This window comes from Arthrobacter terrae, from assembly GCF_015708085.1.
Classification (GTDB): Bacteria; Actinomycetota; Actinomycetes; order Actinomycetales; family Micrococcaceae; genus Arthrobacter_M; species Arthrobacter_M terrae.
The window spans coordinates 71,363-95,031 of sequence record NZ_JADNYM010000013.1 but is presented as its reverse complement, the minus strand read 5'-3'; the positions used below and the strand labels follow the sequence as shown (position 1 = coordinate 95,031).

The window sequence follows — 23,669 nt, the reverse complement described above, 5'->3', positions numbered from 1 at the left end:
TTCTGCGGTAACTTCAGAACATGTTAATGGGCTTCAAGGATTTCATTATGAAGGGCAATGTCGTAGACCTTGCCGTCGCCGTAGTAATCGGGGCCTCCTTTGGCACGGTAGTCAACGCGCTCGTCAACAGCGTCCTGATGCCGCTTATCGCAAAGATCTTCGGGGTGATGAACTTCGACAACTTCCTCGCGTGGGGAGACGTACGGTTCGGCGTCCTGCTTACAGCCGTCGTCAACTTTATTCTGGTGGCAGCCGCGATCTACTTCGTTGTCGTCGTACCGATGAATCACATCATCGCCCGCCGCAATGCCAGGCTTTACACCAAGGAAGAACAGCCGGCGGTCGATCCGCAGATTGAGCTGCTGACGGAAATCCGCGACTCGCTGCGGTCCCGCACGCAATAGGGGCCGGCGTTTTCGCCGAAAGGGCAAAAAACCCATTGGGGATTCTGCCCTTTTGCGTCTGTTCCGCCCGCTCAGAGCTGCAATGCGAGACGGGATTCGACGACGGCGGCAAGGTCGGTGCAGATCCGCGTTGCCGTCACCATGTCGCCGGCTTCCACCATTACCCGGACCAAAGCCTCGGTCCCCGACGGACGCAGCAGGACACGTCCCGAGCGGCCGAGCTCCAGCTGGGCCTGCGCCACTGCTTCCGTGACGCCCTCATCGGTGCGCGCCCGCTGTTTATCCACGCCCTTAACGTTGATCATCAACTGCGGCAGCTTCGTCATAACGGTCGCCAGGTCCTTCAGACTGCGCCCGGTCCGGGCCACCTGAGCCGCAAGCTGGAGCCCCGTTAGGACGCCGTCCCCCGTGGTCGCATAGTCGGCAAAAATCACATGCCCGGATTGTTCACCACCAAGAGTGAAGCCGCCCTCCCGCATGCCCTCCAAAACGTAACGGTCCCCCACGGCCGTTTCCCGGATGGTGATCCCGGCCTCGTTGAGGGCTATCTTCAGTCCAAGGTTGCTCATCACGGTGGCCACCAGGACATTATCCTTGAGCTGACCGGCGCTCTTCAAAGCGACAGCCAGGACCGCCATTATCTGGTCACCATCCACGATGGAACCCTCGTGGTCAACGGCAAGACACCTGTCGGCGTCGCCGTCGTGCGCTATGCCCAGGTCCGCACCATACTTCAGAACGGCCGCCTGCAACTGCTCAAGGTGAGTGGAGCCGACACCGTCGTTGATGTTCAGGCCGTCCGGTTCCGCCCCAATGACGAACACCTCGGCCCCGGCGCTCTTGAACACCTCCGGAGAGCAGCCACTGGCCGCACCGTTGGCGCAGTCCAGCACCACCCGCAGTCCATCGAGACGGTTGGGCAATGTCGATAGCAGGTGAACCACATATCGGTCTTCCGCGTCAGCGAATCGCTGGATTCGCCCCACACCCACACCGACGGGGCGGAAAATTTCCCGGGTCAACTGGGACTCGATAGCGTCCTCAAGCTCGTCATCGAGCTTTTGGCCGCCGCGGGCAAAGAATTTTATCCCGTTATCCGGCGCCGGGTTATGCGATGCGGAGATCATCACACCGAAGTCTGCCCTGAGGTCGGCAATCAGGAACGCCAGTGCCGGCGTCGGCAACACCCCGGCGTCGAAGACGTCTATGCCGGCGCTGGCCAGCCCGGCCTCGACGGCAGCACCAATGAACTCTCCGCTGGCCCGCGGATCCCGGGCAATTACTGCGCGGGGCCGCTGCCCCTCTGCCATTCGCTCATGGCCCAGGACCACCGCAGCGGCCTGCGCCAGCGATAGCGCCAGTTCCGCTGTGAGCAGGCCGTTGGCCAGCCCCCGGACACCGTCGGTTCCAAATAATCTAGACATCGCAGCCTAGTCTAATCGATAGCTGGGCCGCGGAGGGTCAGAAGCGCCTCCCGAAACCCCCTAATGAGCATGCAAAAGGCCAGTCGCCCTGCGACTGGCCTTTCAAGGAACACGGTATTCAACGCTTGTGGAGCCATGCGGTAAATACCGCGTACGGGACCCGAAAGGCCAGTCGCCCTGCGACTGGCCTTTCAAGGACCACGGTATCCAACGCTTGTGGAGCCAAACGGTAAATACAGTATTTAGCGCTTGGAGTACTGTCCGGCCTTGCGGGCCTTCTTCAGACCGGCCTTCTTGCGCTCGATGACGCGTGCGTCACGAGTCAGGAAGCCTGCCTTCTTCAAGATGGCGCGGTTGTTTTCTTCGTCGATCCCGTTCAATGAACGAGCGACCCCAAGACGCAGAGCGCCGGCCTGGCCGGAGGGGCCACCGCCGTGGATGCGGGCCATGACGTCGTATGCGCCGTCCAGGTCCAAGATGCGGAACGGCTCGTTGACTTCCTGCTGGTGCAGCTTGTTCGGGAAATAGTCATCGAGTTCACGGCCGTTGACGATCCACTTGCCGGTCCCGGGGACCACGCGCACGCGGGCAATTGCCTGCTTGCGGCGACCGACGGCAGCGCCGGGAACCGTCAGGGCCGGGCGCTCCGTCTTCGGAGCAGCGTCGGACGCCGGCGCACTTTCGGACGTATAGCTGGTTGGTACTGCTTCCTCAGCCGGAGCGGCCTCGGTATTTAGCTCTTCAGTATTCTGAGCCACAATTCTCCTTGACTAAATATGTTGGGTGAGGGCCAGAACTACTGGGCGACCTGAGTGATTTCGTAGGTTGTGGGCTGCTGTGCAGCGTGCGGGTGCTCGGCGCCCTTGTAGACCTTGAGCTTGCCCAATTGCTGAGCTGCCAGGGAATTCTTCGGAAGCATGCCGCGAATGGCTTTTTCAACAGCGCGGACCGGGTTCTTCTCCAGCAGCTCCGCGTAGTTAACGCTGGACAGGCCGCCCGGGTAACCCGAGTGGCGGTAAGCGCGCTTCTGCTCGAGCTTCGCGCCGGTGAGGGCGACCTTCTCGGCGTTGATGATGATGACGAAATCGCCCATGTCCATGTGGGACGCAAAGGTCGCCTTGTGCTTGCCGCGCAGCAAAATGGCGGTCTGGCTGGCAAGACGTCCTAGGACAATGTCGGTGGCGTCAATGACAAGCCACTGGCGCTTGATGTCGCCGGGCTTCGGGGTGTACGTACGCACGGTTTTTGCCTTCGTTTCTTGTTCTTGGGTGGCGATAAAAGTCGGTTACGCCTGCTATCTATGCGCGACCGGAACAGAGGTGAGGGCTCTATGAAACCAGTAATCCTTGCGTCCCGATTCCCGCCTGCCCAATAGCGACCCATGCAACAGGGTCTTCAGACAGGCGTGCGGTATCGAGAAAGGACACGCACAACGACTATCAACGATACCGCGACTTGCCCGCTCAGGTCAAAGCCAGCACGAACTGGACACCATCAAGACTACGTACCGGACCCATTTTGCCGGCCGCCCCGTCGGCGCCACGCTCCCGGCGTGCTCAGGCACGCCTTGCGCGGGTAAGTTCCTGTCGGGCCTGCACATCGGCGGCTTCGGGATAGCGGACTTCTTCGAGAATTAAGGGGTGCGGCGGTGCCAGTCTGGACTTGGCGTCCCGGGCCTTCACCAGAAGCCGTTCATGGAGCCAGCCCGGTTCCTCAAGACCCTCACCCACCTGCACAGCCGCTCCGACCAGCGACCGCACCATATTATGGCAGAATGCATCCGCCTGAACGGTTACGGTGATGAGGCCGTCCGCACCGCGGCGGAACTCAAAGCGCTGCAGCTCCCGTCGGGTCGTCGCTCCATCCCGTGGCTTGCAGTAGGACCTGAAATCCTGGATCCCCAAGAGCGGCCGTGCCGCCGTATTCATCCGATCCACGTCCAGCGCCTTCTGATACCACAGCGTGCTGTGGCGCAGCAGCGGGTCCCACTGCCGTTCGGTGTCCGCTATTCGATAGCTATACCGGCGCCAAAGGGCTGAAAAACGTGCGTCAAAGCCCGCCGGGGCCAGAGCGACGGCATGAATTTCAACCGCCCCGGCAAGGCCTGCAAGTACCTTGCTCAGGGCACCGCGCAGCCGCCGCAGCAGCGCAGCTGCGGGGTCCCGGTCCTGACCGCGCAGTACACCGGCCCATTCCACCGGTGTCAGATCGCAGTGCGCTACTTGTCCGCGGGCATGTACGCCGGCATCGGTACGCCCGGCGACGGCGATCCTGATCGGGCGCCTAATTAACATCCCAAGCGCCTCCTCCACGGTGCCTTGGACGGTCCGCAGACCAGGCTGGACACCCCACCCGCTGAACGGGCCGCCGTCGTAACTTACCTCCAGCCGGACGCGCAAGAGCCCGCCACCCCCTCGAACGGGGGCAGCGGGCTCTTGATCAGTCATGGTTTTACGCTGCTTGGCAGATACGGCAGGACCGAAATCGCAAGAAACGTCTACTTCTCGTCTGCGGCCTTAGCAGCGGATTCGTCCTTGGCGGAAGCCTCGACGGTTTCCGTCTCAACAGCAGTGTCAGCCTCAACAGCAGTGTCAGCCTCAACAGCAGTGTCAGCCTCAACAGCAGTGTCAGCCTCAACAGCAGTGTCAGCCTCAACAGCAGTGTCAGCCTCAACAGCCGGGGCTGCGGTCTGGGTCGACCGCTGAGCTTCGGCTACAACGGCCTGCTTGGCGCTGACCGGCTCCAGCACCAGTTCAATAACGGCCATCGGAGCATTGTCGCCCTTGCGCGGACCGATCTTGGTGATGCGGGTGTAGCCGCCGTCGCGGTTCTCGACTGCCTTGGCAATGTCCGTGAACAGCTCATGGACAATGCCCTTGTCGCTGATCAGGCCCATGACGCGGCGGCGCGAAGACAGGTCTCCACGCTTGGCGAAAGTGACCAGACGCTCAGCGTAGGGCTTCAGGCGCTTGGCCTTGGTCTCCGTGGTGGTAATGCGCTTGTGCTCAAACAGGGCTGCGGCCAGATTCGCCAGCATCAGCCGCTGGTGTGCAGCGCTGCCTCCGAGGCGCGGACCCTTAGTGGGGGTAGGCATGGTGTTTTCTCCTCAAGTGTTGGCGTACCGGTCGGGTAGCAGAACTCTGCGGGGGGACCGGGCAGCCGAAGTAAGTTCGTCTTTAGAGTTCGTCGTCGCCGAACGCGTCGTCATTCTCATCGAGGGCTGCGGCACGTGCTGCAAGATCGAACCCTGGAGGGGAATCCTTCAGGGACAGACCGAGCTCAACAAGCTTTGCCTTGACCTCGTCAATGGACTTGGCACCGAAGTTCCGAATGTCCATCAGGTCCGCCTCGGAGCGGGCAACGAGTTCACCCACGGCGTGGATGCCCTCACGCTTGAGGCAATTATAGGAACGGACCGTCAGGTCAAGATCCTCGATCGGCAACGCCATATCTGCAGCCAGCGCCGCATCCGTCGGGGACGGTCCGATCTCGATACCTTCTGCTGCGGTATTGAGTTCGCGGGCCAAGCCGAACAGCTCAACGAGCGTTGTGCCGGCGGAGGCAATGGCATCGCGGGGGGCGATCGCCTGCTTTGTTTCCACATCAACGACAAGGCGGTCGAAGTCGGTGCGCTGCTCCACGCGGGTGGCTTCCACGCGGAATGTCACCTTCAGGACCGGCGAGTAGATGGAATCGACCGGAATCCGGCCAATTTCCGAGTCACCGGACTTGTTCTGGGCTGCCGAGACATAGCCGCGGCCACGCTCGATGGTCAGCTCAAGCTCGAACTTACCCTTCGAGTTTAGGGTCGCGATATGCAGATCGGGATTGTGGAATTCGACGCCTGCCGGCGGAGCAATGTCCGCAGCTGTGACGACGCCGGGTCCCTGCTTGCGCAGGTAAGCCACGACGGGCTCGTCGTGCTCAGAGGAAACCGAAAGATTCTTGATGTTCAAGATGATCTCGGTGACATCTTCCTTGACCCCGGGGACCGTGGTGAATTCGTGGAGTACGCCATCGATCCGGATGCTGGTGACAGCGGCTCCCGGGATGGAGGACAACAGGGTACGGCGGAGGGAATTTCCAAGGGTGTATCCGAAGCCGGGCTCCAACGGTTCAATAACGAAACGGGACCGGTTCTCGGAGACTACTTCTTCAGACAGGGTGGGGCGCTGTGCAATGAGCACTGGGGGTTTCCTTTCAGCGAGCATCCGCTATATGACGCAACACAGGTGGTGGAAAAGGCGGTCTACGTCTTAACGCCCGGTGAGTTGGCCCGTCCCGGTCCGCACCGATACGCAATCGGGCAGCTGGGGCGGGCCAACTCGGGCGTCACGGCTTAGACGCGGCGGCGCTTGGGCGGACGGCAGCCGTTATGGGCGCTGGGGGTGACATCCTGGATGGAGCCAACCTCAAGGCCAGCGGCCTGCAGTGAACGGATTGCAGTCTCGCGTCCGGATCCCGGACCCTTTACGAAAACGTCAACCTTGCGCATGCCGTGCTCCTGGGCGCGCTTGGCTGCAGCTTCGGCAGCCATCTGCGCCGCGAACGGCGTGGACTTGCGTGAACCCTTGAATCCAACCTCGCCGGAGGAAGCCCAGGAAATGACGGCCCCATTGGGATCCGTGATGGAGACGATGGTGTTGTTGAACGTGCTCTTGATGTGCGCCTGACCAAGCGCGATATTCTTTTTGTCCTTCTTGCGCGGCTTGCGAACCGCACCGCGAGTCTTCGGGGGCATTTTTTCTCCTACAGAAAGTTATTTGTGAAGCACGTTGTCAACGCAAGGTTGTTAACGTGCGGCCTTCTTCTTGCCGGCCACGGTGCGCTTTGGTCCCTTGCGGGTACGAGCGTTGGTTTTCGTACGCTGACCGTGGACGGGCATACCGCGACGATGGCGGATCCCCTGGTAGCTGCCGATTTCCACCTTGCGGCGGATATCTGCGGCCACCTCGCGGCGAAGGTCACCTTCAACCTTGTAGTTACCCTCGATGTAGTCGCGAAGCTGAACCATTTCAGCGTCGGACAGGTCCTTGACGCGGACATCGGGAGAGATCCCGGTGTCAGCCAGGGTCTTGTGTGCACGGGTCTTGCCCACGCCGTAGATGTATGTAAGCGCTACTTCCAACCGCTTTTCGCGGGGAAGGTCTACGCCAGCGAGACGTGCCATATCGGCTGCTCCTTGTGTAAACCGGAGGTCCTAAGCAGTACACCCACACATTGCGTGTGGCCCCGGCCTCCGACCGGGGGTCCGCCGACTCTTCCGGATCGCTCCGGAATGGATCGGCTTGTGCTGCCTTTTATTTACTTACGTGAGCGGAGTCAGGATCTTCCGGTAGGGAAGAATCAGCCCTGACGCTGCTTGTGGCGCGGGTTCTCGCAGATCACCATGACTCGACCGTTACGGCGAATCACCTTGCACTTTTCGCAGATCTGCTTGACGCTCGGCTTGACCTTCATGGCATTCCTTTGCGTGTTGTGCAGTCGTGGTTATTTGTAGCGGTAGACAATACGACCCCGGGTGAGGTCGTAAGGGCTCAGCTCCACCACTACTCGGTCCTCAGGAAGGATACGGATGTAGTGCTGGCGCATTTTTCCTGAGATATGGGCAAGAACGATGTGCTTGTTGGTCAACTCAACGCGAAACATCGCGTTAGGCAGAGCCTCGGTCACAACGCCCTCGATCTCAATGACCCCGTCTTTCTTGGCCATATCCTCCGCTAACTGGTTTGGCCCCCTTGCCGGCAGATCTGGTAAAAATCCCGGCAGGGGGCTAGGTTTACTACTGATTTGGTGTTTTTGGCCGTACCGACAGCCGCTGGATACACCCTCCCTGTTACGGGAGAAGGCGCGCAAGGGCTAAGACAACCAACAAGCCACTGTACGTCATAGCAGGGCTTAAAGTTAAATCCGGCTCCGCCTGGCCGCGCCGGGGCCATCACTTGTGGAACCTGCCAATGGCGGTTACCGTCAGTTACCGTCCGCTTATCAGCACGTGTCGATGACCCACTTTCAGGTTAAGCCGCCAACAGCGGCCGGTATTGGTTATTTGTGTGCTTATTTGTGTGCTGAAGTTGGCCGAGACTACAACGCACCGGGGACGACCGGTCAGAGGAGAGGTTCAATGAGCTGGCTGGATGCAAGCAGTGCGCATGCGGCGACTGAGGCGATGGACGAGGGCGACGACGGCGGCCCGGATCAGGGCGCGCGGCCCGGCCCGGGCGCAGGGAGACGGGGCCGGATGAAACCGCCCAAGTCCGGCGCGGCCCGAAACGGCAGCCGGAGAAGAACCGCAGGCAAGTACTGGACGCCCCGGGCCAAGCGGGAAGCTTGGGTTTTTCTGGCACTCGCCTTGCCGAACATTGTCCTGATTGCCTTCTTCACCTACCGGCCCTTGTTTGCCAACATGTATTACTCCACTCTGGACTGGACACTTGGGTCGTCGGTGGCCACAGCTGTTGGGTGGGGCAATTACGTGGAATTCTTCACGTCATCGGATGCGTCCACGGTGCTGGGCATTACGGCTATATTCACCATCGCAACCGTCGGCGGCGCCATGTTCCTTGGCTTATTGGTCGCCATCGCCCTCAACGCCAAAGTCAAGGGCCAAGGCTTTGCCCGGTCTGCCGTCTTTGCCCCCTACGTTCTCTCCGGGGTCGGCGTCGGACTTGTCTGGCTGTTTATTTTCGATCCGGTCTACGGCGTCCTGTCCTGGATACTGCGCGGCTTCGGAGCGTCGAGCCCGCAATGGATCAACGATCCCAAGCTGGCTTTGGTGATGGTCATCATCGTTTATGTCTGGAAGAACCTTGGTTACTGTGCCGTCATTTACCTCGCCGGGCTGCAGTCCATGCCCAAGGACCTGATGGAAGCGGCTTCGTTGGACGGCGCCGGAAGTTTCCGCCGCTTTATGTCCATAACGCTGCCGTTGCTCTCCCCCACGACGTTTTTCATTCTCATCACCAGCCTGCTCAGTTCGCTCCAGGCTTTCGATATCATTCGGATCATGACACGTACCGGTAACGGAACCAATACGCTGATCTTCGAGTCGTATCTGCAGGCCTTCAGCACATACAACCGGGCTGGATACTCCGCTGCTATTTCCGTTGTCTTGTTCGTCCTGCTGCTGCTGCTGACCGGGGCCCAACTGCGGTTCGTTGAGCGAAAGGTCCACTATTCATGAGCACCTCAACCGCCGCGATGATCCCGGCGCAACGTCAGCGTCCGCTGTCCTGGAAGAACATAACGCAGACCATTCTGGGCGGTTATGTCCCGCTGGTCGCTGCCACTCTCGTGGTGTTCCTGCCGCTGGCGTGGATGATCATCTCGTCGCTGAAATCCCCGGGTGAGATCGTCACAACCCAGCTGACGATCCTGCCCCAGCATCCGACGATGCAAAACTACGTGGACGCCGCCACCTCGGTCCCCTTTGCCCGGTTCTTTCTCAACAGCGTCATTGTCACCACCATTGCCTCCATCATCAAGTGTTTCCTGGCCATCGTGACGGCCTATGCACTGGTCTTTGTCCGTTTCCCGTTCAGAAGGGCCATCTTCCTGCTGATCCTCGTGGCATTGATGGTTCCACCGCAGGTGTCGGTACTGCCCAACTACGTACTGATCGCCGGCATGGGGGGCCTGAACACTTACTGGGGCATTATTCTCCCCGGACTCGGCACCGCTTTCGGCACCTTCTTACTCCGCCAGCATTTTATGACGTTGCCGGTCTCAATTTTGGAGTCGGCAGAGATCGACGGCGCCAATCACTGGCGCCGTCTGTGGCGGATCGTGTTCCCCATTTCGGTGCCGACCATCGCAACCGTCGCCTTGGTGACCATAGTGACCGAATGGAATGACTACATTTGGCCGCTGATCATCGTTGACAATCCGAACATGATGACGCTGCCCGTTGGGCTGACCCTGCTGTCCAATAGTGACAGCGGCAGCCAAGCGTGGGGCATCCTGATGGCAGGCGCAGTAATCGTAATAGTACCCATTCTGATTATTTTCGCGGCCCTGCAGCGCTACATTGTCGCCGGGCTCACCCAAGGCTCCGTGACCGGCTGACCGGCAGTTCCCGCACCTTGCATCTGTTTTTATCCTCTCGCATCAATCGAAAGGCAACACGGTATGTCAGCACAATTTGATCGACGGCGTTTCATGGCTCTTTCCGGACTAGGTCTCGGCGCAACCGCCCTGGCGGCCTGCAGCGGTCCGAGCACCAGCGGCGGCTCGGGAGCAACTGCCGCGGCGGCAACCGACTGGTCCAAGGTCAAGCCGGCAGCCAAAATCTCCTTCATGTCCAGCCACCCCGGCACTTCCCAGCCGATCGAACAGACGCTGATCGATGCGTTCCAGAGTGCGAACCCGGATATCAAGGTGGACCTGATCACCGGCGGAAGTAACTACGAAGAGGTCGCGCAGAAGTTCCAGACCGCGCAGGCCGGCAATAACGTCCCCGACGTCGTCGTTGCTTCAGATGTGTGGTGGTTCCGGTACAGCCTGTCCTCGACGATCGTGCCGGTGGATGAGATCCTCAAAGCCGTCAATGATAAGACCAGCGATTACAACACCACGCTTTACGACGATTATAAATACGACAATGCGCACTGGGCCGTTCCATATGCCCGGTCCACGCCACTGTTCTACTACAACAAGGACCACTTCAAGGCTGCCGGCGTCCCGGACCGGGCCCCCAAAAGCTGGGAGGAGTTTGCCCAGTGGGCCCCGAAGATTAAGGCCGCGAACGCCGGACAGCCGGGGTACGCCAACGCGTATCAGTATCCGGCTCTGGCCGGCTATGCAGGATGGACGCTGCAGAACGTCCTCTGGGGCTACGGCGGCGGCTGGTCCAAGGAGTGGGACATCACCGCTGACTCGGACGCCACGGTGAAGGCCCTGCAGTGGGTCCAGGACACCATCGTCAAGGACGGCTGGGCGGGCGTGTCCTCCAAGGACGCCGTCTCCGATATGACGGCCGGAGCGGTCAGCTCCACGGTCAGCTCCACCGGAGATCTGGTCGGGACGATCAAGGCCGCCAAGGCCAAGAACATGAACATCGGTGTTGGTTTCCTCCCGGGTGGCCCGGTTTCCACTTCGCCGGTATGCCCTACCGGTGGCGCCGGTTTGGTGATTGCCAAAAAGACATCGCCCGAGCGCCAGCTCGCCTCGGCCATGTTTGTTTCGTTCATGACGAATGCCGCCAACACCGCACAGTTCTCCGCAGCGACAGGCTACATGCCGGTACGAACGACCGCCGATATGAGCTCGGTGATCAGCAAAACTCCGGAAATCCAGGTAGCTCTGGACCAGCTCAAGGTTACGAAGAGCCAGGACTATGCCCGGGTCTTCCTCCCCGGGGCGGATCAGGAAATGGCGAAAGCAGCCGCTAAATTCATGAACGAAAAGGCCGATGTCAAGGCGACCATGACCGCTTTGTCGGCAACGCTGGAGGGTATCTACAACAAGGACGTCAAGCCCAAGCTCAAGTCCTGACGCACATCCGAGGTGCCCGCGATGCGACGGTTCTACTTGAATCGTTCCCATCGCGGGCACCTCGGATTAAGCCAGCAGTGCGCCCGCTGTGCAGCACCGGCCATATGCAGCACGGTGTCCTATGCAGCTCAGTGTTCTATGCAGCACCGTGTTCTATGCAGCACAGCGTTTTATGCGGCGGGGACGGGCACGGGGATGACACCCAACGGCTCAAGCCGTGACGCGCCGCCGTCGTCCGCGCTGAGCACCCAGATGCCACCGTCGTGGATCGCCACGGAGTGCTCCCAATGCGCGGCCCGGGCACCGTCTGTGGTAACGACGGTCCAGTCGTCCGGGAGAACGTCTGTCTGCAGAGAACCACGCACCAGCATTGGCTCAATAGCCAGGCATAGTCCCGGCCGCAGCCGGGGTCCGCGCTGGCTGGTCCGGTAGTTCAGCACGTCGGGTGCCATGTGCATCTGGCTGCCGATCCCGTGGCCGACATAGTCCTCCAAGATCCCCAACTGAGCACCGGGGACATTACTGACATAGTCGTCAATGGCCGCGCCGATATCGCCAACGAACTTTCCAGTCGCCACGGCGGCGATCCCCCGCCACATCGACTCTTCGGTGACGTCCGACAGGCGCTGATCCGCGGGATCGGCTGCGGCCGCCCCGCCGACTATCATGGTCCGCGCCGAATCCGAATGCCAGCCGCCGACGATCGCCCCACCGTCTATTGAAAGGACATCACCGTCGCGGAGGGAGCGTCCGGAGGGGATCCCATGGACCACCTCTTCATTGACGGACGTGCAGACGGTCGCCGGAAACCCGTGATAGCCAAGGAAATTGGACGTGGCCCCGTTCTCTTTGAGCACCCCGGCGAATACCTCGTCCAGCTCCTTCGTCGTCACCCCGGCGGCGGCGCTGGCCAGCACCTTACCCAGGGCACGGTTCAGAACGGCTCCGGCCTCGGCCATACTGCGCATCTGCGCATTGGTCTTATATTCGATTCGCTGCTGGCCAAATGCCATGACGATGTTCCTTCCAGAATGATTCGAACGGCCAAAGGCTCCCCCGGATGGGAGGAGCCTTTGACCGTTCATTGCGGCGCAAAACCTACGTTGTCCTGGCTACCTCAATAGCATCCATGACGCGGTTAGTGACCTCGTCGATGGCTCCAATGCCGTCAACCTTGGTCAGGATGCCCCGCTCAGCGTAGCGGGCGACGACGGCTTCCGTCTGCTCGTGATAAAGGTCCAGACGGTGCCGGATCACGGCGGTGTTGTCATCGCTGCGACCGGCTTCCAGCGCACGGCCCCGTAAGCGCTTAACTAATTCGTCATCGTCGGCCGTCAACTGCAGCACGACGTCAAGCTTGGACTCGGTCTCGGCCAAAATGTCGTGCAGCTCATCGACCTGGGCTGTCGTTCGTGGATAGCCGTCCAACAGGAAGCCTTCTGCCGCATCGTCCTGCAGCAGCCGGTCGCGCACCATCTTGTTCGTGACGCTGTCCGGCACGAAGTCCCCGTTGTCCATATATTGCTTCGCTTCCAGACCCAACGGTGTCTCGCCCTTGACATTGGCACGGAAGATGTCACCGGTGGAGATGGCCACCACGCCAAGCCGGGCGGAAATGCGTTCTGCCTGGGTGCCTTTGCCGGATCCGGGCGGCCCGATAATCAACATTCTCGTCATCGCAATAACCCTTCGTAGTGGCGTTGTTGAAGCTGCGCATCGATTTGCTTGACCGTTTCCAGCCCCACACCGACAATGATCAACAACGAGGTGCCGCCGAACGGGAAGTCCTGGTTCGCCTGAATCAGGACCAGGGCAATGAGCGGAATCAAGGCCACGAAGCCCAGATAGATGGCTCCGGGCATGGTGATGCGGGAAATGACGTACTGCAGATAATCCTGAGTCGGCTTTCCTGCCCGGATGCCGGGAATGAACCCGCCGTACTTCTTCATGTTGTCGGACACTTCTTCGGGGTTGAAGGTGATCGCGACATAGAAGTAGGTAAAGAAGACAATCAGGAAGAAATAAATCGCCATATACAGGGGATGATCCCCCTTGGTCAGGTTGGTCGTGACCCAGGTGACCCAGCCGGCTGGTTGGCTGCCGTCCTTGGGCGTGGCGAACTGTGCAATCAGCGACGGTAGGTACAGCATCGAGGAGGCAAAGATCACCGGAATAACACCGGCCATATTGACTTTGATCGGGATGTAGGTGCTGGTGCCGCCCATTGTGCGCCGGCCGATCATTCGCTTGGCGTACTGCACCGGCACGCGCCGCTGCGACTGTTCAACGAAAACAACCAGAGCGACGACTACCAGACCGATCACCAGGACCATCAGGAAGACGCCCCAGCCCTTTGTTTTGATGATGGCGCCCAGCGAGGTGGGGAAGCGGGCCGCGATGGCGATGAAGATGAGCAGCGACATTCCGTTGCCCACCCCCTTTTCCGTGATGAGCTCGCCCATCCACATGATCAGACCCGTACCGGCGGTGAGCGTGATGACGAGCAGGAGGGTGGTTATCAGAGAGTCATCGGGGATGATTGCGTTCGGAGTACCTGCTGCGCCGCAATTACCCAGCAGCTGCCCGGAACGCGCCAAGGTCACCAATGTGGTGGCATTCAACAGGCCCAAAGCTATTGTGAGGTACCGCGTGTACTGCGTTAGCGTGCCCTGTCCCTGGGCTCCCTCAAGGTGGAGTTCCTGGAAGCGAGGTATCACCACCCGAAGCAGCTGGACGATGATGCTGGCGGTGATGTAGGGCATGATACCCAAGGCAAAGATGGATACCTGAAGCAAGGCACCACCGCTGAAGAGATTCACCAGCTGGTAGATGCCTTGATTAGTGTCGGCGCTGTTCAGGCAGGCCTGGACATTGCGGTAGTTCACGCCGGGCGAGGGGACGAATGCACCCAGGCGGAAGATAGCGATCATTCCCAGCGTGAACAACAACTTGCGTCGCAGATCAGGCGTGCGAAAGGCGCGGCCAAATGCGGTAAGCAAGCGTCCTCCTGAAGACTAGTAGGTTGAGACGGGGTCCGGCTATTTCAGGCCCAACAACCGATTCTAATGGGTGCCCATGCCGTCAGTGAACCGACGGGCGGCGTAAAACTATCGATGATACTCAAAAACTCTTGTGATACTGAAAACTCTTGGCGGGCAGGAACACGTCCCGCCCACCAAGAGTCTAGTCTGCGCTGCGTAGCACTGCGGTACTTTAGAGTTCCGTCGTGCTTCCGCCGGTGGCAGCGATCTTTTCTTTCGCGCTGGCCGAGTATGCATCGACGGTGATATCTACCTTGACGGTGATGTCACCGGTGCCGAGCACCTTAACAGGCTGATTCTTACGAACCGCACCCTTCTCCACCAGATCCGACACGGTGATGGTGCCGCCGTCGGGGAAAAGCTCCGAGATCCGATCCAGATTGACAACCTGGTACTCGACCCGGAACGGATTTTTGAAGCCACGAAGCTTCGGCAGACGCATATGCAGCGGCAACTGGCCGCCGGCAAATCCGGCCTTGATCTGGTAGCGGGCCTTTGTACCCTTGGTACCACGGCCGGCAGTCTTACCCTTAGAACCTTCACCACGACCAACTCGGGTCTTGGCGGTTTTGGCACCGGGGGCGGGACGCAGGTGATGGACCTTCAGGGCTGTCCCGTTCCGGGCTGTCCCGTTCTGGTCAGTCCCGTTTCCGGCACCCATTTCAGGATTCTTCTCTGTAGCCATAATTACTTCGCCTCCTCAACCTTCACCAGGTGCGGAACCGTATTGATCATGCCAACTGTCACGGCGTCAGCGGTTCGGACAACAGAGTCGCCGATGTGCTTAAGGCCCAGTGAACGCAGCGTATCCTTCTGGTTCTGCTTGCCACCAATGGTGGACTTGGTCTGAGTGATTTCCAGCTTCGCGTCGGAAACCTGGATCCTCTTCGGTGTCGTCATCACGCACCCACCTTCTGATTCTGCATGGCGCGCAGCAAAGCCGGCGGGACAACTTCATCCAGCGGCAGGCCACGGCGAGCCGCAACAGCAGCCGGTTCTTCGAGGGCCTTCAGCGCAGCAACAGTTGCGTGAACAATGTTGATCGCATTTGTTGACCCCAGCGACTTGGAGAGGACATCGTGGATACCCACGCACTCCAGGATGGCACGAACCGGTCCACCGGCAATAACACCGGTACCCGGAGAAGCCGGACGCAGCAGGACAACGCCTGCAGCAGCCTCGCCCTGGACCTGGTGGGGAATGGTCCCACCAATGCGCGGAACGCGGAAGAAAGTCTTCTTGGCTTCCTCCACTCCCTTGGCAATGGCTGCGGGAACTTCCTTGGCCTTGCCGTAGCCGACACCAACCATGCCGTTGCCGTCTCCGACAACCACCAGAGCGGTGAAGCTGAAGCGACGACCACCCTTGACCACCTTGGCAACACGGTTGATATTTACAACGCGCTCGACAAACTGGTTCTTCTCGGCCTCGCGGCCCCGACCGCCGTCACGGCCGCCACGGCCACCTTCACGGCCGCCACGGCCACCTTCACGGCCGCCACGCTCGCCGCCGCGGCTTGCGCCACGACCTGCATCGGTCGACGCCGTCGTCGCCGAGGCAGTGCCTGCGGCTCCGGTGGCTGCTGCGGCTGTTGTGCCTTCGGCACTTGTCTCAGACACAGTGTTCTCCTTGTTGATGTTTTCGCTCACAGTGCCAGCCCACCTTCACGTGCGCCGTCAGCAATTGCTGCGACACGGCCATGGTAGCGGTTGCCTCCGCGGTCGAAAACGACGGATTCGATGCCGGCCTTCTTGGCGCGCTCGGCAACGAGCTCGCCAACGCGCTTGGCTTTGGCGGTCTTGTCACCGTCAAACGCACGCAGATCGGCTTCCAGCGTCGATGCCGACGCCACGGTTACACCCTGGCTGTCATCGACGATCTGAACGAATACATGGCGCGCTGAGCGGTTAACCACCAGGCGCGGGCGGACCGCAGTTCCGGTGACGCGCTTGCGAACGCGCAGGTGGCGCCGGCCGCGTGCTGCGGCCTTGGACTTGCCTTTAACGGACATACCCATGATTACTTACCAGCCTTTCCGACCTTGCGGCGGATGATCTCGCCGGCGTAACGGATGCCTTTGCCCTTATAGGGGTCCGGTTTCCGGAGCTTGCGGATGTTGGCAGCAACCTCGCCCACCTGCTGCTTGTTATTTCCCGAGACAGAGATCTTGGTGGGACCCTCTACCGTCAGGGTGATGCCAACCGGAGCCTTGACGGAGACCGGGTGGCTGTAGCCCAGGGCGAACTCGAGATCCGAGCCTTTTGCCTGGACACGGTAACCGGTGCCAACGATTTCCAGCTTCTTCTCGTAGCCCTGGGTAACGCCAACAATAAGATTGCTGATCAGGGTACGGGTGAGGCCGTGCAATGAACGCGAGGCGCGCTCATCGTTGGGGCGGCTGACAGTTACGATTCCATCTTCGAGAGCAACCTCGATGGGGCTGGCCACAGTGTGGTCCAGCTCGCCCTTCGGGCCCTTAACCGAAACTACGCTGCCATTGATTTTTACCTCTACACCGGCAGGCACGGAGATGGGGAGACGTCCAATACGTGACATTATTCTTTCCCTTCCCTGTTACCAGACGTAGGCGAGGACTTCCCCACCTACGCCTTTCTTGGCGGCCTGGCGGTCGGTCAGCAGACCAGACGACGTCGACAAAATGGCGATACCCAGGCCGCCAAGCACGCGCGGCAGGGTAGTGGACTTTGCGTAAACGCGGAGTCCGGGCTTGGAAATGCGACGAATACCGGCGATTGACCGCTGGCGCTCCGGACCGAATTTCAGGTCAATGGTCAGCTTCTTGCCGACCTCAGCGTCTTCGACCTTCCAGGCTGCGATGTAACCCTCAGCCTTGAGAATGTCAGCAACGTGTCCCTTGAGTTTGCTGTATGGCATGGTCACGGAGTCGTGGTATGCCGAATTTGCATTGCGCAGACGCGTGAGCATGTCTGCGACAGGATCTGTCATTGTCATGTGGGCTCTTGCCCTCCCTCGAAACGGTTTCCTTGCCCGGTAGCCGGATGTGTCAGGACCGCAGTCCTGACACATCTGGCTACCGGAATACCGGACCTGTTACGTAGATTATTTATCGTCGGTCTTGAACGGGAAGCCGAGCGCCTTCAGCAGCGCACGCCCCTCGTCATCGGTCTTGGCGGTCGTGACAACCGTGATGTCCATACCGCGCACGCGGTCAATGGAATCCTGGTCGATCTCATGGAACATAACCTGCTCGGTCAGACCGAAGGTATAGTTTCCGTTACCGTCAAACTGCTTGCCATTGAGGCCGCGGAAGTCACGGATACGCGGCAAAGCCAGCGACACCAAACGATCCACGAACTCCCACATACGGTCCCCGCGCAAGGTTGCGTGCGTTCCGATTGGCATGCCTTCACGCAGCTTGAACTGCGCGATGGACTTGCGGGCTTTGGTAACCACGGGCTTCTGGCCAGTGATCAGGGTGAGATCGCGGACGGCACCGTCGATCAGCTTGGAGTCCTTGGCGGCATCTCCAACACCCATGTTCACAACAACCTTGACCAAGCGGGGCACCTGGTTGACGTTCTCGTACTTGAACTCGTCAATCAGCGTCTTTTTGATCTCGGCTGCGTAGCGAACCTTCAGACGAGGAGCGGCCTTCGCGGCAGCGTTCTCGGATGCGGCTTCAGTTACGGCTGCACTCATGACAGGTCCTTCCCGGAGCTCTTGGCAACGCGGATGCGTACATTGCGCGTACGCCCGTCACGCTCGACGCTTTCGGTACGGTAGCCAATACGGGTGGGCTTCTTCGTGGACGGATCCACGACAGCAACGTTGGAGATATGGATAGCGGCTTCCACCGTCTCGATGCCACCGGTCTTGGTGCCGCCCTGCGACTGCCCCGCCTTGGTGTGCTTCGTGACGCGGTTGATGCCTTCTACCAGCACGCGGTTGGTCTCCGGAAAGATCCGCAGAACCTTGCCCTGCTTGCCGCGGTCTCCGCCGCGCTCCTGCTTGGCGCCGCTGATGACCTGAACGAGATCACCCTTTTTGATCTTGATCTTCACTTTATTCAGTCCCATGGATTAGAGCACCTCCGGAGCAAGCGAGATGATCTTCATGAACTTCTTGTCGCGGAGTTCACGGCCCACCGGGCCGAAGATGCGGGTACCGCGGGGGTCGCCGTCATTCTTCAGGATCACCGCAGCGTTCTCGTCAAACTTGATGTAGGAACCGTCAGAGCGACGGCGTTCCTTCTTGGTGCGAACGATGACGGCCTTGACGACGTCACCCTTCTTTACGTTTCCGCCCGGAATTGCGTCCTTGACGGTGGCGACAATGACGTCACCGATGCCTGCGTAGCGACGGCCGGATCCCCCGAGAACACGGATGGTCAGGATTTCCTTGGCCCCCGTGTTGTCGGCGATCTTAAGTCGCGACTCCTGCTGAATCACTTAATACTCCTGTCGTCGCGCCGGTTCTCGTAACGAGCCTTGCGGAACGGATATTTGTCTCATGGACGGCCTGGTGTCCAGAACCATCCCCACAACCCTGCACAAGCCAGGCTGTGGCCTTAAGTGGTCGCGTAAAACTACAACGTGACAACCCACAATAAGGGTATTGCCCGAGCGCCCCTGAACCACGCCGCCCAGCGGCGTGGTTCAGGGAGGGCAATGCCCGGTTACTTGGCCTTTTCGAGAATCTCGACCAAACGCCACCGCTTGGTAGCGGACAGCGGTCGGGTTTCACTGATCAGAACCATATCGCCGATGCCGGCGGTGTTCTGCTCGTCGTGAACTTTAACCTTTGAGGTGCGACGGATAACTTTACCGTACAAAGCGTGCTTTACACGATCTTCAACCTCAACGACGATCGTCTTCTCCATTTTATCGGAGACTACGTAGCCGCGCAGCCTCTTCCGGTCGCCCCGGGCCCCGGCTTTGACCGAGTCCGTATTGGTGGAAGTTTCAGCCACGGCTGCATCCTTGTGCTCAGTGCTCACTTGGCGTCCTCCTCAGACTTGTCAGCCTTCTCGGAAACCTTTTTGGCTTCCTTACCGGCCTTCTTGTCGGCCTTACCGGTGCTCTTATCAGATTTGGCATCTGCAACCGGTGCGGCTGCGACAGCCTGGCGAATGCCCAACTCCCGCTCCCGCAGTACGGTGTATACCCGGGCAATGTCACGCTTTACAACGCGCAGCCGTCCGTGGTTTTCGAGCTGACCGGTGGCGGACTGGAAACGGAGGTTGAACAGCTCCTCCTTAGCCTTACGGAGTTCTTCAACGAGACGTTCGTTGTCAAACCCGTCAAGCTGCTCAGGTGCAAGTTCCTTTGACCCAACTGCCATTTCTATTCACCACCTTCGCGACGCACAATGCGTGCTTTCAATGGCAGCTTGTGGATTGCCAGGCGCAGTGCCTCACGAGCTACCTCTTCATTGACACCGGACAGTTCGAAGAGAACGCGGCCCGGTTTGACGTTGGCGATCCACCACTCGGGTGAACCCTTACCGGAACCCATACGGGTTTCGGCCGGCTTCTTGGTCAGCGGACGGTCAGGATAGATATTGATCCAGACCTTTCCGCCTCGCTTGATATGACGCGTCATGGCGATACGAGCGGACTCGATCTGACGGTTGGTTACATAAGCCGGAGTCAGCGCCTGGATTCCCCAGTCACCGAAAGTGACCGTGGTACCGCCTGTTGCCTGGCCGGAACGGCCGGGGTGGTGCTGCTTGCGGAACCTAACTCGACGTGGGATAAGCATTTAAGCCTGTCCTCCTTCTGCTGCCGGTGCGGCGGCTGCGGGCGCTGCCGCTGCGGCACCTGCAGTCTCTGCTGCATCGGCCTGCGGACGGTCATTACGACGACGGTCGCCGCCACGAGGGGCGCCAGCGCCGCCACGAGGTCCGCGGTCGTCTTCCCTGCGGGGTGCACGGCCACGCGACGGAGCGGCAGCCTGCTGGGCAGCCAGTTCCTTGCTCGTGACGTCTCCCTTGTAGATCCAGACCTTGACGCCGATGCGGCCGAACACCGTCTTGGCCTCAAAGAAGCCGTAATCAATGTTGGCGCGCAGGGTGTGCAGAGGCACACGACCTTCGCGGTAGAACTCCGTGCGGGACATTTCCGCCCCGCCCAAACGGCCTGCGCAAGCGACACGGATGCCCTTGACACTGCCGGTGCGCTGGGCCGACTGCATGGCCTTCTTCATCGCGCGGCGGAAGGCCACACGTGAAGTCAACTGCTCGGCAATGCCCTGGGCAACGAGCTGCGCATCTGCTTCCGGGTTCTTTACTTCCAGGATATTCAGCTGCACCTGCTTCTTGGTGAGCTTTTCCAGCTCCCCGCGGATGCGGTCAGCTTCGGCTCCCCGGCGGCCGATCACGATACCGGGGCGGGCCGTGTGGATATCCACACGAACGCGGTCCCGGGTACGCTCGATCTCAACCTTGGAGATGCCGGCGCGCTCCATGCCGGTAGACATAAGCGCACGGATTTTGATGTCCTCGCGGACAAAATCCTTGTACCGCTGCCCGGCTTTGTTGCTGTCTGCAAACCAGTGCGAAACATGGTCGGTGGTGATGCCGAGTCGGAACCCGTGCGGGTTTACTTTCTGTCCCACTTAGCGAGCCTCCTCTTTCTCGGGAGTTGCAACGACCAGGGTGATGTGACTGGTGCGCTTCTTGATCTGGAACGCACGGCCCTGGGCCCGCGGCCGGAACCGCTTCATCGTTGCGCCTTCATCAACGAATGCTTCGCTGATGTATAAATCGCCTTCATCAAACGCGACGCTGTCGCGGTCAGCCAGTACGCGGGCGTTAGCCATTGCGGACTGGAGTACCTTGAAGACCGGTTCTGAAGCTGCCTGGGGGGCAAACTTCAGTATCGCCATTGCCTCATTCGCCTGCTTGCCACGAATCAGGTTGACGACGCGCCGGGCCTTCATAGGCGTTACGCGAATATGACGCGCAATTGCCTTGGCTTCCATTGCTATCCTTCTCTCGTCTTAGCCGTAATTGCAGGCGCCTAGCGGCGCTTGCCCTTACGGTCGTCCTTCACATGGCCGCGGAATGTCCGCGTCAGAGCGAATTCGCCGAGCTTGTGCCCGACCATCGACTCGGTAACAAACACGGGGATGTGCTTGCGCCCGTCATGCACGGCAATCGTGTGTCCCAGCATGTCCGGGATGATCATCGAGCGGCGGGACCAGGTCTTGATTACGTTCTTTGTTCCCTTTTCGTTTTCCTTAGCGACCTTGACAAAGAGGTGCTGGTCAACGAAGGGACCTTTTTTCAGGCTGCGTGGCATATGTCCGTCGCTCCTATCGCTTGTTCTTGCCAGTACGACGGCGACGCACAATGAGTTTGTCGCTCTCTTTGTTCGGACGGCGGGTACGGCCCTCGGGCTTACCGTTCGGGTTAACAGGGTGACGTCCACCGGAAGTCTTACCCTCACCACCACCATGGGGGTGATCAACCGGGTTCATGGCTACACCGCGCACGGTCGGGCGGACGCCCTTCCAGCGCATACGGCCGGCCTTGCCCCAGTTGATGTTGGACTGTTCAGCGTTACCGACCTCGCCGATCGTCGCGCGGCAGCGGACATCGACGTTGCGGATTTCGCCGGACGGCAGACGCAGCTGAGCGAAGCGGCCTTCCTTGGCGACGAGCTGGACAGATGCTCCGGCGGAACGGGCCATCTTGGCGCCGCCTCCGGGACGCAACTCCACAGCGTGGATAACGGTACCCACCGGGATGTTGCGCAGCGGCAGGTTGTTACCCGGCTTGATGTCGGCACTGGCGCCGGCCTCAACAAAGTCACCCTGCTTGAGCTTGTTCGGAGCAATGATGTACCGCTTGGTGCCATCAAGGTAGTGCAGCAGCGCAATGCGCGCGGTGCGGTTGGGATCATATTCAATCTCAGCAACACGGGCATTAACACCGTCTTTGTCATGACGACGGAAGTCAATCAGGCGGTACTGGCGCTTGTGGCCACCGCCCTTGTGACGGGTCGTGATACGACCGGTGTTATTGCGGCCACCCTTTTTCGGGAGCGGACGGACCAGAGACTTCTCCGGCGTCGACCGCGTGATTTCGGTGAAGTCGGCAACGCTCGAGCCGCGACGGCCCGGGGTTGTCGGCTTGTATTTACGGATTCCCATTTTTTATTTCCTCGTTAAAGTGGTCTCCGCTTATGAAAGCGGACCGCCGAAGATGTCGATTGTGCCTTCTTTGAGGGTCACGATGGCACGCTTGGTGCCCTTGCGCTGACCCCATCCGAACTTGGTCCGCTTGCGCTTACCGGCACGATTGAGAGTGTTGATCGATTCGACCTTGACGGAGAAAATTTTCTCCACGGCCAATTTGATCTCGGTCTTGTTCGAGCGAGGGTCAACCAGGAAGGTGTACTTACCTTCGTCGATCAAGCCATAGCTCTTTTCCGATACGACGGGTGCAATGACAACGTCGCGCGGATCCTTGATGGTGGCGGCGCTCACTTGGCGTCCTCCTCGGTTACTGGGGCCTGGGCAGCAGCCTCGGCCGAAGCCTTCGGAGCAGCTTTCGCCTTCGGAGCAGCCTTGGCCTTCGGAGCAGCCTTGGCCTTGGGTGCAGCCTTCGGTGCGGCTGCTTCCGCGACAACTACTTCTTCAGCGCCGGCGGCATCAGCTGCAAATTCGGCTGTGATGTCGACCGTGTCGAAGTCCAGCAGTGCGCTGGAGGCAAATGCCTCAGCAGCCGCGTTGCCGGAGACGAATGCGTCGTAGGCAGGCTTAGTGAAGATGACGTCGTCGGAAACCAGTACGTCGTAGGTGTTCAGCTGATCCACGTACAACACGTGCAGATCCGGCAGGTTCCGCACCGAGAGCGCGACAACATCGTTGGAACGCTCGATCGCAACCAGCAGGTTCTTCCGGTCGCTCAGTGCGCGCAGCGCGGTCAGCGCCTCCTTGGCGGACGGCTTGGATCCGGTCACCAGGTCGGCAATCACGTGGATACGGCCGTTGCGGGCCCGGTCCGACAAAGCGCCGCGCAGTGCGGCGGCCTTCATCTTCTTGGGGGTGCGCTGGGAGTAGTCACGGGGAGTCGGCCCATGGACCACGCCACCACCGGTCATGTGAGGAGCACGGATGGAACCCTGACGGGCACGGCCGGTACCCTTCTGCTTGAACGGCTTGCGGCCGGCACCGGATACTTCGGCGCGGGTCTTCGTCTTGTGCGTACCCTGACGGGCAGCAGCAAGCTGGGCCACGACAACCTGGTGCAGCAGCGGCACGTTGGTCTGAACGTCGAAGATCTCTGCAGGCAGGTCTACGGAAATAGTCTTAGCCATTTTG

At 60.1% G+C, this 23,669-nt stretch carries 34 protein-coding genes and 1 pseudogene; 4 read left to right on the top strand and 31 right to left on the bottom strand.

Annotated elements, in window-relative coordinates; all coding sequences use genetic code 11:
* Positions 1–20: 20 nt before the first annotated feature.
* Positions 21–404 (top strand): large conductance mechanosensitive channel protein MscL, encoded by a 384-nt coding sequence (gene mscL, locus IV500_RS11610; RefSeq protein WP_196396969.1) that lies wholly within the window; start codon positions 21–23, stop codon positions 402–404.
* A gap of 71 nt (positions 405–475) precedes the next feature.
* Here the strand turns inward: mscL and glmM are convergent, their stop codons facing one another.
* From glmM to infA, 10 genes are all read right to left on the bottom strand, one after another.
* On the bottom strand, positions 476–1,828 hold the full coding sequence (glmM, locus tag IV500_RS11605) for a phosphoglucosamine mutase (RefSeq protein ID WP_196396968.1): 1,353 nt from the start codon (positions 1,826–1,828) through the stop codon (positions 476–478).
* Between the two features lie 242 nt (positions 1,829–2,070).
* Positions 2,071–2,586, bottom strand: coding sequence for a 30S ribosomal protein S9 (rpsI, locus tag IV500_RS11600; RefSeq protein ID WP_196396967.1), 516 nt, complete (start codon positions 2,584–2,586; stop codon positions 2,071–2,073).
* Positions 2,587–2,624: 38 nt separating this feature from the next.
* The gene (rplM, locus tag IV500_RS11595) at positions 2,625–3,068 is read right to left on the bottom strand and encodes a 50S ribosomal protein L13 (protein WP_196396966.1); all 444 of its coding nucleotides are present in this window, start codon (positions 3,066–3,068) and stop codon (positions 2,625–2,627) included.
* 316 nt (positions 3,069–3,384) lie between these two features.
* On the bottom strand, positions 3,385–4,275 hold the full coding sequence (locus IV500_RS11590; protein WP_196396965.1) for a tRNA pseudouridine synthase A: 891 nt from the start codon (positions 4,273–4,275) through the stop codon (positions 3,385–3,387).
* A 50-nt stretch (positions 4,276–4,325) separates the two neighbouring features.
* The gene (gene rplQ, locus IV500_RS11585) at positions 4,326–4,922 is read right to left on the bottom strand and encodes a 50S ribosomal protein L17 (RefSeq protein ID WP_196396964.1); all 597 of its coding nucleotides are present in this window, start codon (positions 4,920–4,922) and stop codon (positions 4,326–4,328) included.
* 82 nt (positions 4,923–5,004) lie between these two features.
* Positions 5,005–6,015 (bottom strand): DNA-directed RNA polymerase subunit alpha, encoded by a 1,011-nt coding sequence (locus tag IV500_RS11580; protein ID WP_196396963.1) that lies wholly within the window; start codon positions 6,013–6,015, stop codon positions 5,005–5,007.
* A 152-nt stretch (positions 6,016–6,167) separates the two neighbouring features.
* Positions 6,168–6,569, bottom strand: coding sequence for a 30S ribosomal protein S11 (gene rpsK / locus IV500_RS11575; RefSeq protein WP_018773682.1), 402 nt, complete (start codon positions 6,567–6,569; stop codon positions 6,168–6,170).
* Positions 6,570–6,620: 51 nt separating this feature from the next.
* Positions 6,621–6,998: a 30S ribosomal protein S13 gene (rpsM, locus tag IV500_RS11570; protein ID WP_196396962.1), complete on the bottom strand. Its 378-nt coding sequence runs from the start codon at positions 6,996–6,998 to the stop codon at positions 6,621–6,623.
* Positions 6,999–7,174: 176 nt separating this feature from the next.
* A complete protein-coding gene (gene rpmJ / locus IV500_RS11565; RefSeq protein ID WP_009358722.1) occupies positions 7,175–7,288 on the bottom strand; it encodes a 50S ribosomal protein L36 in 114 nt (37 codons plus the stop codon).
* Positions 7,289–7,318: 30 nt separating this feature from the next.
* Positions 7,319–7,540 carry a translation initiation factor IF-1 gene (gene infA / locus IV500_RS11560; protein WP_009358723.1) on the bottom strand — a complete coding sequence of 74 codons (222 nt, stop codon included), beginning with the start codon at positions 7,538–7,540 and terminating at the stop codon, positions 7,319–7,321.
* 529 nt (positions 7,541–8,069) lie between these two features.
* Here infA and IV500_RS11555 point away from each other — a divergent pair.
* The 3 genes from IV500_RS11555 (at position 8,070) to IV500_RS11545 (ending at position 11,320) form a co-directional block, all read left to right on the top strand.
* Positions 8,070–9,011, top strand: coding sequence for a carbohydrate ABC transporter permease (locus IV500_RS11555; RefSeq protein ID WP_196397010.1), 942 nt, complete (start codon positions 8,070–8,072; stop codon positions 9,009–9,011).
* Positions 9,008–9,892, top strand: coding sequence for a carbohydrate ABC transporter permease (locus IV500_RS11550; protein ID WP_196396961.1), 885 nt, complete (start codon positions 9,008–9,010; stop codon positions 9,890–9,892). The genes IV500_RS11555 and IV500_RS11550 overlap by 4 nt, the downstream gene beginning before the upstream one ends.
* A 63-nt stretch (positions 9,893–9,955) precedes the next feature.
* On the top strand, positions 9,956–11,320 hold the full coding sequence (locus IV500_RS11545; protein ID WP_196396960.1) for an ABC transporter substrate-binding protein: 1,365 nt from the start codon (positions 9,956–9,958) through the stop codon (positions 11,318–11,320).
* A gap of 170 nt (positions 11,321–11,490) precedes the next feature.
* On the opposite strand, the gene map is transcribed toward IV500_RS11545, so the two are convergent.
* The 21 genes and pseudogenes from map to rplD form a co-directional block, all read right to left on the bottom strand.
* Positions 11,491–12,333 (bottom strand): type I methionyl aminopeptidase, encoded by an 843-nt coding sequence (gene map, locus IV500_RS11540; protein ID WP_196396959.1) that lies wholly within the window; start codon positions 12,331–12,333, stop codon positions 11,491–11,493.
* Positions 12,334–12,418: 85 nt separating this feature from the next.
* Entirely contained in the window at positions 12,419–12,997 is a 579-nt protein-coding gene (locus IV500_RS11535) for an adenylate kinase (RefSeq protein ID WP_230854845.1), read from the bottom strand.
* On the bottom strand, positions 12,994–14,319 hold the full coding sequence (gene secY / locus IV500_RS11530) for a preprotein translocase subunit SecY (protein WP_196396958.1): 1,326 nt from the start codon (positions 14,317–14,319) through the stop codon (positions 12,994–12,996). Before secY ends, IV500_RS11535 begins: the two co-directional genes overlap by 4 nt.
* Before the next feature lie 214 nt (positions 14,320–14,533).
* A complete protein-coding gene (gene rplO / locus IV500_RS11525; RefSeq protein ID WP_196397008.1) occupies positions 14,534–15,022 on the bottom strand; it encodes a 50S ribosomal protein L15 in 489 nt (162 codons plus the stop codon).
* A gap of 26 nt (positions 15,023–15,048) precedes the next feature.
* Positions 15,049–15,261: a 50S ribosomal protein L30 gene (rpmD, locus tag IV500_RS11520; RefSeq protein WP_196396957.1), complete on the bottom strand. Its 213-nt coding sequence runs from the start codon at positions 15,259–15,261 to the stop codon at positions 15,049–15,051.
* The gene (gene rpsE, locus IV500_RS11515; RefSeq protein WP_196396956.1) at positions 15,261–15,980 is read right to left on the bottom strand and encodes a 30S ribosomal protein S5; all 720 of its coding nucleotides are present in this window, start codon (positions 15,978–15,980) and stop codon (positions 15,261–15,263) included. The genes rpmD and rpsE overlap by 1 nt, the downstream gene beginning before the upstream one ends.
* A 26-nt stretch (positions 15,981–16,006) precedes the next feature.
* Positions 16,007–16,378 carry a 50S ribosomal protein L18 gene (gene rplR, locus IV500_RS11510; protein WP_196396955.1) on the bottom strand — a complete coding sequence of 124 codons (372 nt, stop codon included), beginning with the start codon at positions 16,376–16,378 and terminating at the stop codon, positions 16,007–16,009.
* A 2-nt stretch (positions 16,379–16,380) separates the two neighbouring features.
* Positions 16,381–16,917, bottom strand: coding sequence for a 50S ribosomal protein L6 (rplF, locus tag IV500_RS11505; protein ID WP_196396954.1), 537 nt, complete (start codon positions 16,915–16,917; stop codon positions 16,381–16,383).
* Between the two features lie 18 nt (positions 16,918–16,935).
* Entirely contained in the window at positions 16,936–17,334 is a 399-nt protein-coding gene (rpsH, locus tag IV500_RS11500; RefSeq protein WP_196396953.1) for a 30S ribosomal protein S8, read from the bottom strand.
* 108 nt (positions 17,335–17,442) lie between these two features.
* Positions 17,443–18,042 (bottom strand): 50S ribosomal protein L5, encoded by a 600-nt coding sequence (gene rplE / locus IV500_RS11495; RefSeq protein WP_196396952.1) that lies wholly within the window; start codon positions 18,040–18,042, stop codon positions 17,443–17,445.
* Entirely contained in the window at positions 18,039–18,419 is a 381-nt protein-coding gene (rplX, locus tag IV500_RS11490) for a 50S ribosomal protein L24 (RefSeq protein ID WP_230854844.1), read from the bottom strand. The genes rplE and rplX overlap by 4 nt, the downstream gene beginning before the upstream one ends.
* Before the next feature lie 3 nt (positions 18,420–18,422).
* A complete protein-coding gene (gene rplN / locus IV500_RS11485; protein WP_196396951.1) occupies positions 18,423–18,791 on the bottom strand; it encodes a 50S ribosomal protein L14 in 369 nt (122 codons plus the stop codon).
* Between the two features lie 227 nt (positions 18,792–19,018).
* The gene (rpsQ, locus tag IV500_RS11480; protein WP_312875908.1) at positions 19,019–19,312 is read right to left on the bottom strand and encodes a 30S ribosomal protein S17; all 294 of its coding nucleotides are present in this window, start codon (positions 19,310–19,312) and stop codon (positions 19,019–19,021) included.
* Positions 19,313–19,335: 23 nt separating this feature from the next.
* Entirely contained in the window at positions 19,336–19,683 is a 348-nt protein-coding gene (gene rpmC / locus IV500_RS11475) for a 50S ribosomal protein L29 (RefSeq protein ID WP_196396949.1), read from the bottom strand.
* Positions 19,684–19,685: 2 nt separating this feature from the next.
* Positions 19,686–20,102, bottom strand: coding sequence for a 50S ribosomal protein L16 (gene rplP / locus IV500_RS11470; RefSeq protein WP_196396948.1), 417 nt, complete (start codon positions 20,100–20,102; stop codon positions 19,686–19,688).
* Positions 20,103–20,957 carry a 30S ribosomal protein S3 gene (gene rpsC, locus IV500_RS11465; protein ID WP_196396947.1) on the bottom strand — a complete coding sequence of 285 codons (855 nt, stop codon included), beginning with the start codon at positions 20,955–20,957 and terminating at the stop codon, positions 20,103–20,105.
* Complete coding sequence (rplV, locus tag IV500_RS11460) at positions 20,958–21,323, bottom strand: 50S ribosomal protein L22 (RefSeq protein WP_196396946.1); 366 nt, start codon at positions 21,321–21,323, stop codon at positions 20,958–20,960.
* Between the two features lie 38 nt (positions 21,324–21,361).
* Positions 21,362–21,643 (bottom strand): 30S ribosomal protein S19, encoded by a 282-nt coding sequence (rpsS, locus tag IV500_RS11455; protein ID WP_196396945.1) that lies wholly within the window; start codon positions 21,641–21,643, stop codon positions 21,362–21,364.
* Positions 21,644–21,656: 13 nt separating this feature from the next.
* Positions 21,657–22,496: a 50S ribosomal protein L2 gene (rplB, locus tag IV500_RS11450; RefSeq protein WP_196396944.1), complete on the bottom strand. Its 840-nt coding sequence runs from the start codon at positions 22,494–22,496 to the stop codon at positions 21,657–21,659.
* 30 nt (positions 22,497–22,526) lie between these two features.
* Positions 22,527–22,832 carry a 50S ribosomal protein L23 gene (rplW, locus tag IV500_RS11445; protein ID WP_196396943.1) on the bottom strand — a complete coding sequence of 102 codons (306 nt, stop codon included), beginning with the start codon at positions 22,830–22,832 and terminating at the stop codon, positions 22,527–22,529.
* A 236-nt stretch (positions 22,833–23,068) separates the two neighbouring features.
* Positions 23,069–23,665 (bottom strand): annotated as a pseudogene (gene rplD / locus IV500_RS11440) (50S ribosomal protein L4); the annotation flags it as partial.
* Positions 23,666–23,669: the final 4 nt, after the last annotated feature.

What these genes read in the sequence shown, in the direction of transcription:
- IV500_RS11590 (WP_196396965.1), bottom strand. Translation starts at nt 4,275, where the DNA reads ATGACTGATCAAGAGCCCGCTGCCCCCGTTCGAGGGGGTGGCGGGCTC.
- rpsM (WP_196396962.1), bottom strand. Translation starts at nt 6,998, where the DNA reads ATGGCACGTCTCGCTGGCGTAGACCTTCCCCGCGAAAAGCGGTTGGAA.
- rplB (WP_196396944.1), bottom strand. Translation starts at nt 22,496, where the DNA reads ATGGGAATCCGTAAATACAAGCCGACAACCCCGGGCCGTCGCGGCTCG.
- IV500_RS11555 (WP_196397010.1), top strand. Translation starts at nt 8,070, where the DNA reads ATGAAACCGCCCAAGTCCGGCGCGGCCCGAAACGGCAGCCGGAGAAGA.
- rpmD (WP_196396957.1), bottom strand. Translation starts at nt 15,261, where the DNA reads ATGACGACACCGAAGAGGATCCAGGTTTCCGACGCGAAGCTGGAAATC.
- rpsS (WP_196396945.1), bottom strand. Translation starts at nt 21,643, where the DNA reads ATGCCACGCAGCCTGAAAAAAGGTCCCTTCGTTGACCAGCACCTCTTT.
- rplF (WP_196396954.1), bottom strand. Translation starts at nt 16,917, where the DNA reads ATGTCACGTATTGGACGTCTCCCCATCTCCGTGCCTGCCGGTGTAGAG.
- mscL (WP_196396969.1), top strand. Translation starts at nt 21, where the DNA reads ATGTTAATGGGCTTCAAGGATTTCATTATGAAGGGCAATGTCGTAGAC.
- rplV (WP_196396946.1), bottom strand. Translation starts at nt 21,323, where the DNA reads ATGGAAGCCAAGGCAATTGCGCGTCATATTCGCGTAACGCCTATGAAG.
- IV500_RS11550 (WP_196396961.1), top strand. Translation starts at nt 9,008, where the DNA reads ATGAGCACCTCAACCGCCGCGATGATCCCGGCGCAACGTCAGCGTCCG.
- rplE (WP_196396952.1), bottom strand. Translation starts at nt 18,042, where the DNA reads ATGAGTGCAGCCGTAACTGAAGCCGCATCCGAGAACGCTGCCGCGAAG.
- rpmJ (WP_009358722.1), bottom strand. Translation starts at nt 7,288, where the DNA reads ATGAAGGTCAAGCCGAGCGTCAAGCAGATCTGCGAAAAGTGCAAGGTG.
- map (WP_196396959.1), bottom strand. Translation starts at nt 12,333, where the DNA reads ATGGCATTTGGCCAGCAGCGAATCGAATATAAGACCAATGCGCAGATG.
- rplR (WP_196396955.1), bottom strand. Translation starts at nt 16,378, where the DNA reads ATGGGTATGTCCGTTAAAGGCAAGTCCAAGGCCGCAGCACGCGGCCGG.
- rplO (WP_196397008.1), bottom strand. Translation starts at nt 15,022, where the DNA reads ATGGGTGCCGGAAACGGGACTGACCAGAACGGGACAGCCCGGAACGGG.
- rpmC (WP_196396949.1), bottom strand. Translation starts at nt 19,683, where the DNA reads ATGGCAGTTGGGTCAAAGGAACTTGCACCTGAGCAGCTTGACGGGTTT.
- IV500_RS11545 (WP_196396960.1), top strand. Translation starts at nt 9,956, where the DNA reads ATGTCAGCACAATTTGATCGACGGCGTTTCATGGCTCTTTCCGGACTA.
- rpsH (WP_196396953.1), bottom strand. Translation starts at nt 17,334, where the DNA reads ATGACAATGACAGATCCTGTCGCAGACATGCTCACGCGTCTGCGCAAT.
- rpsK (WP_018773682.1), bottom strand. Translation starts at nt 6,569, where the DNA reads ATGCCCCCGAAGACTCGCGGTGCGGTTCGCAAGCCGCGCAAGAAGGAC.
- rplQ (WP_196396964.1), bottom strand. Translation starts at nt 4,922, where the DNA reads ATGCCTACCCCCACTAAGGGTCCGCGCCTCGGAGGCAGCGCTGCACAC.
- rplX (WP_230854844.1), bottom strand. Translation starts at nt 18,419, where the DNA reads ATGGGACTGAATAAAGTGAAGATCAAGATCAAAAAGGGTGATCTCGTT.
- rplP (WP_196396948.1), bottom strand. Translation starts at nt 20,102, where the DNA reads ATGCTTATCCCACGTCGAGTTAGGTTCCGCAAGCAGCACCACCCCGGC.
- infA (WP_009358723.1), bottom strand. Translation starts at nt 7,540, where the DNA reads ATGGCCAAGAAAGACGGGGTCATTGAGATCGAGGGCGTTGTGACCGAG.
- glmM (WP_196396968.1), bottom strand. Translation starts at nt 1,828, where the DNA reads ATGTCTAGATTATTTGGAACCGACGGTGTCCGGGGGCTGGCCAACGGC.
- IV500_RS11535 (WP_230854845.1), bottom strand. Translation starts at nt 12,997, where the DNA reads ATGACGAGAATGTTGATTATCGGGCCGCCCGGATCCGGCAAAGGCACC.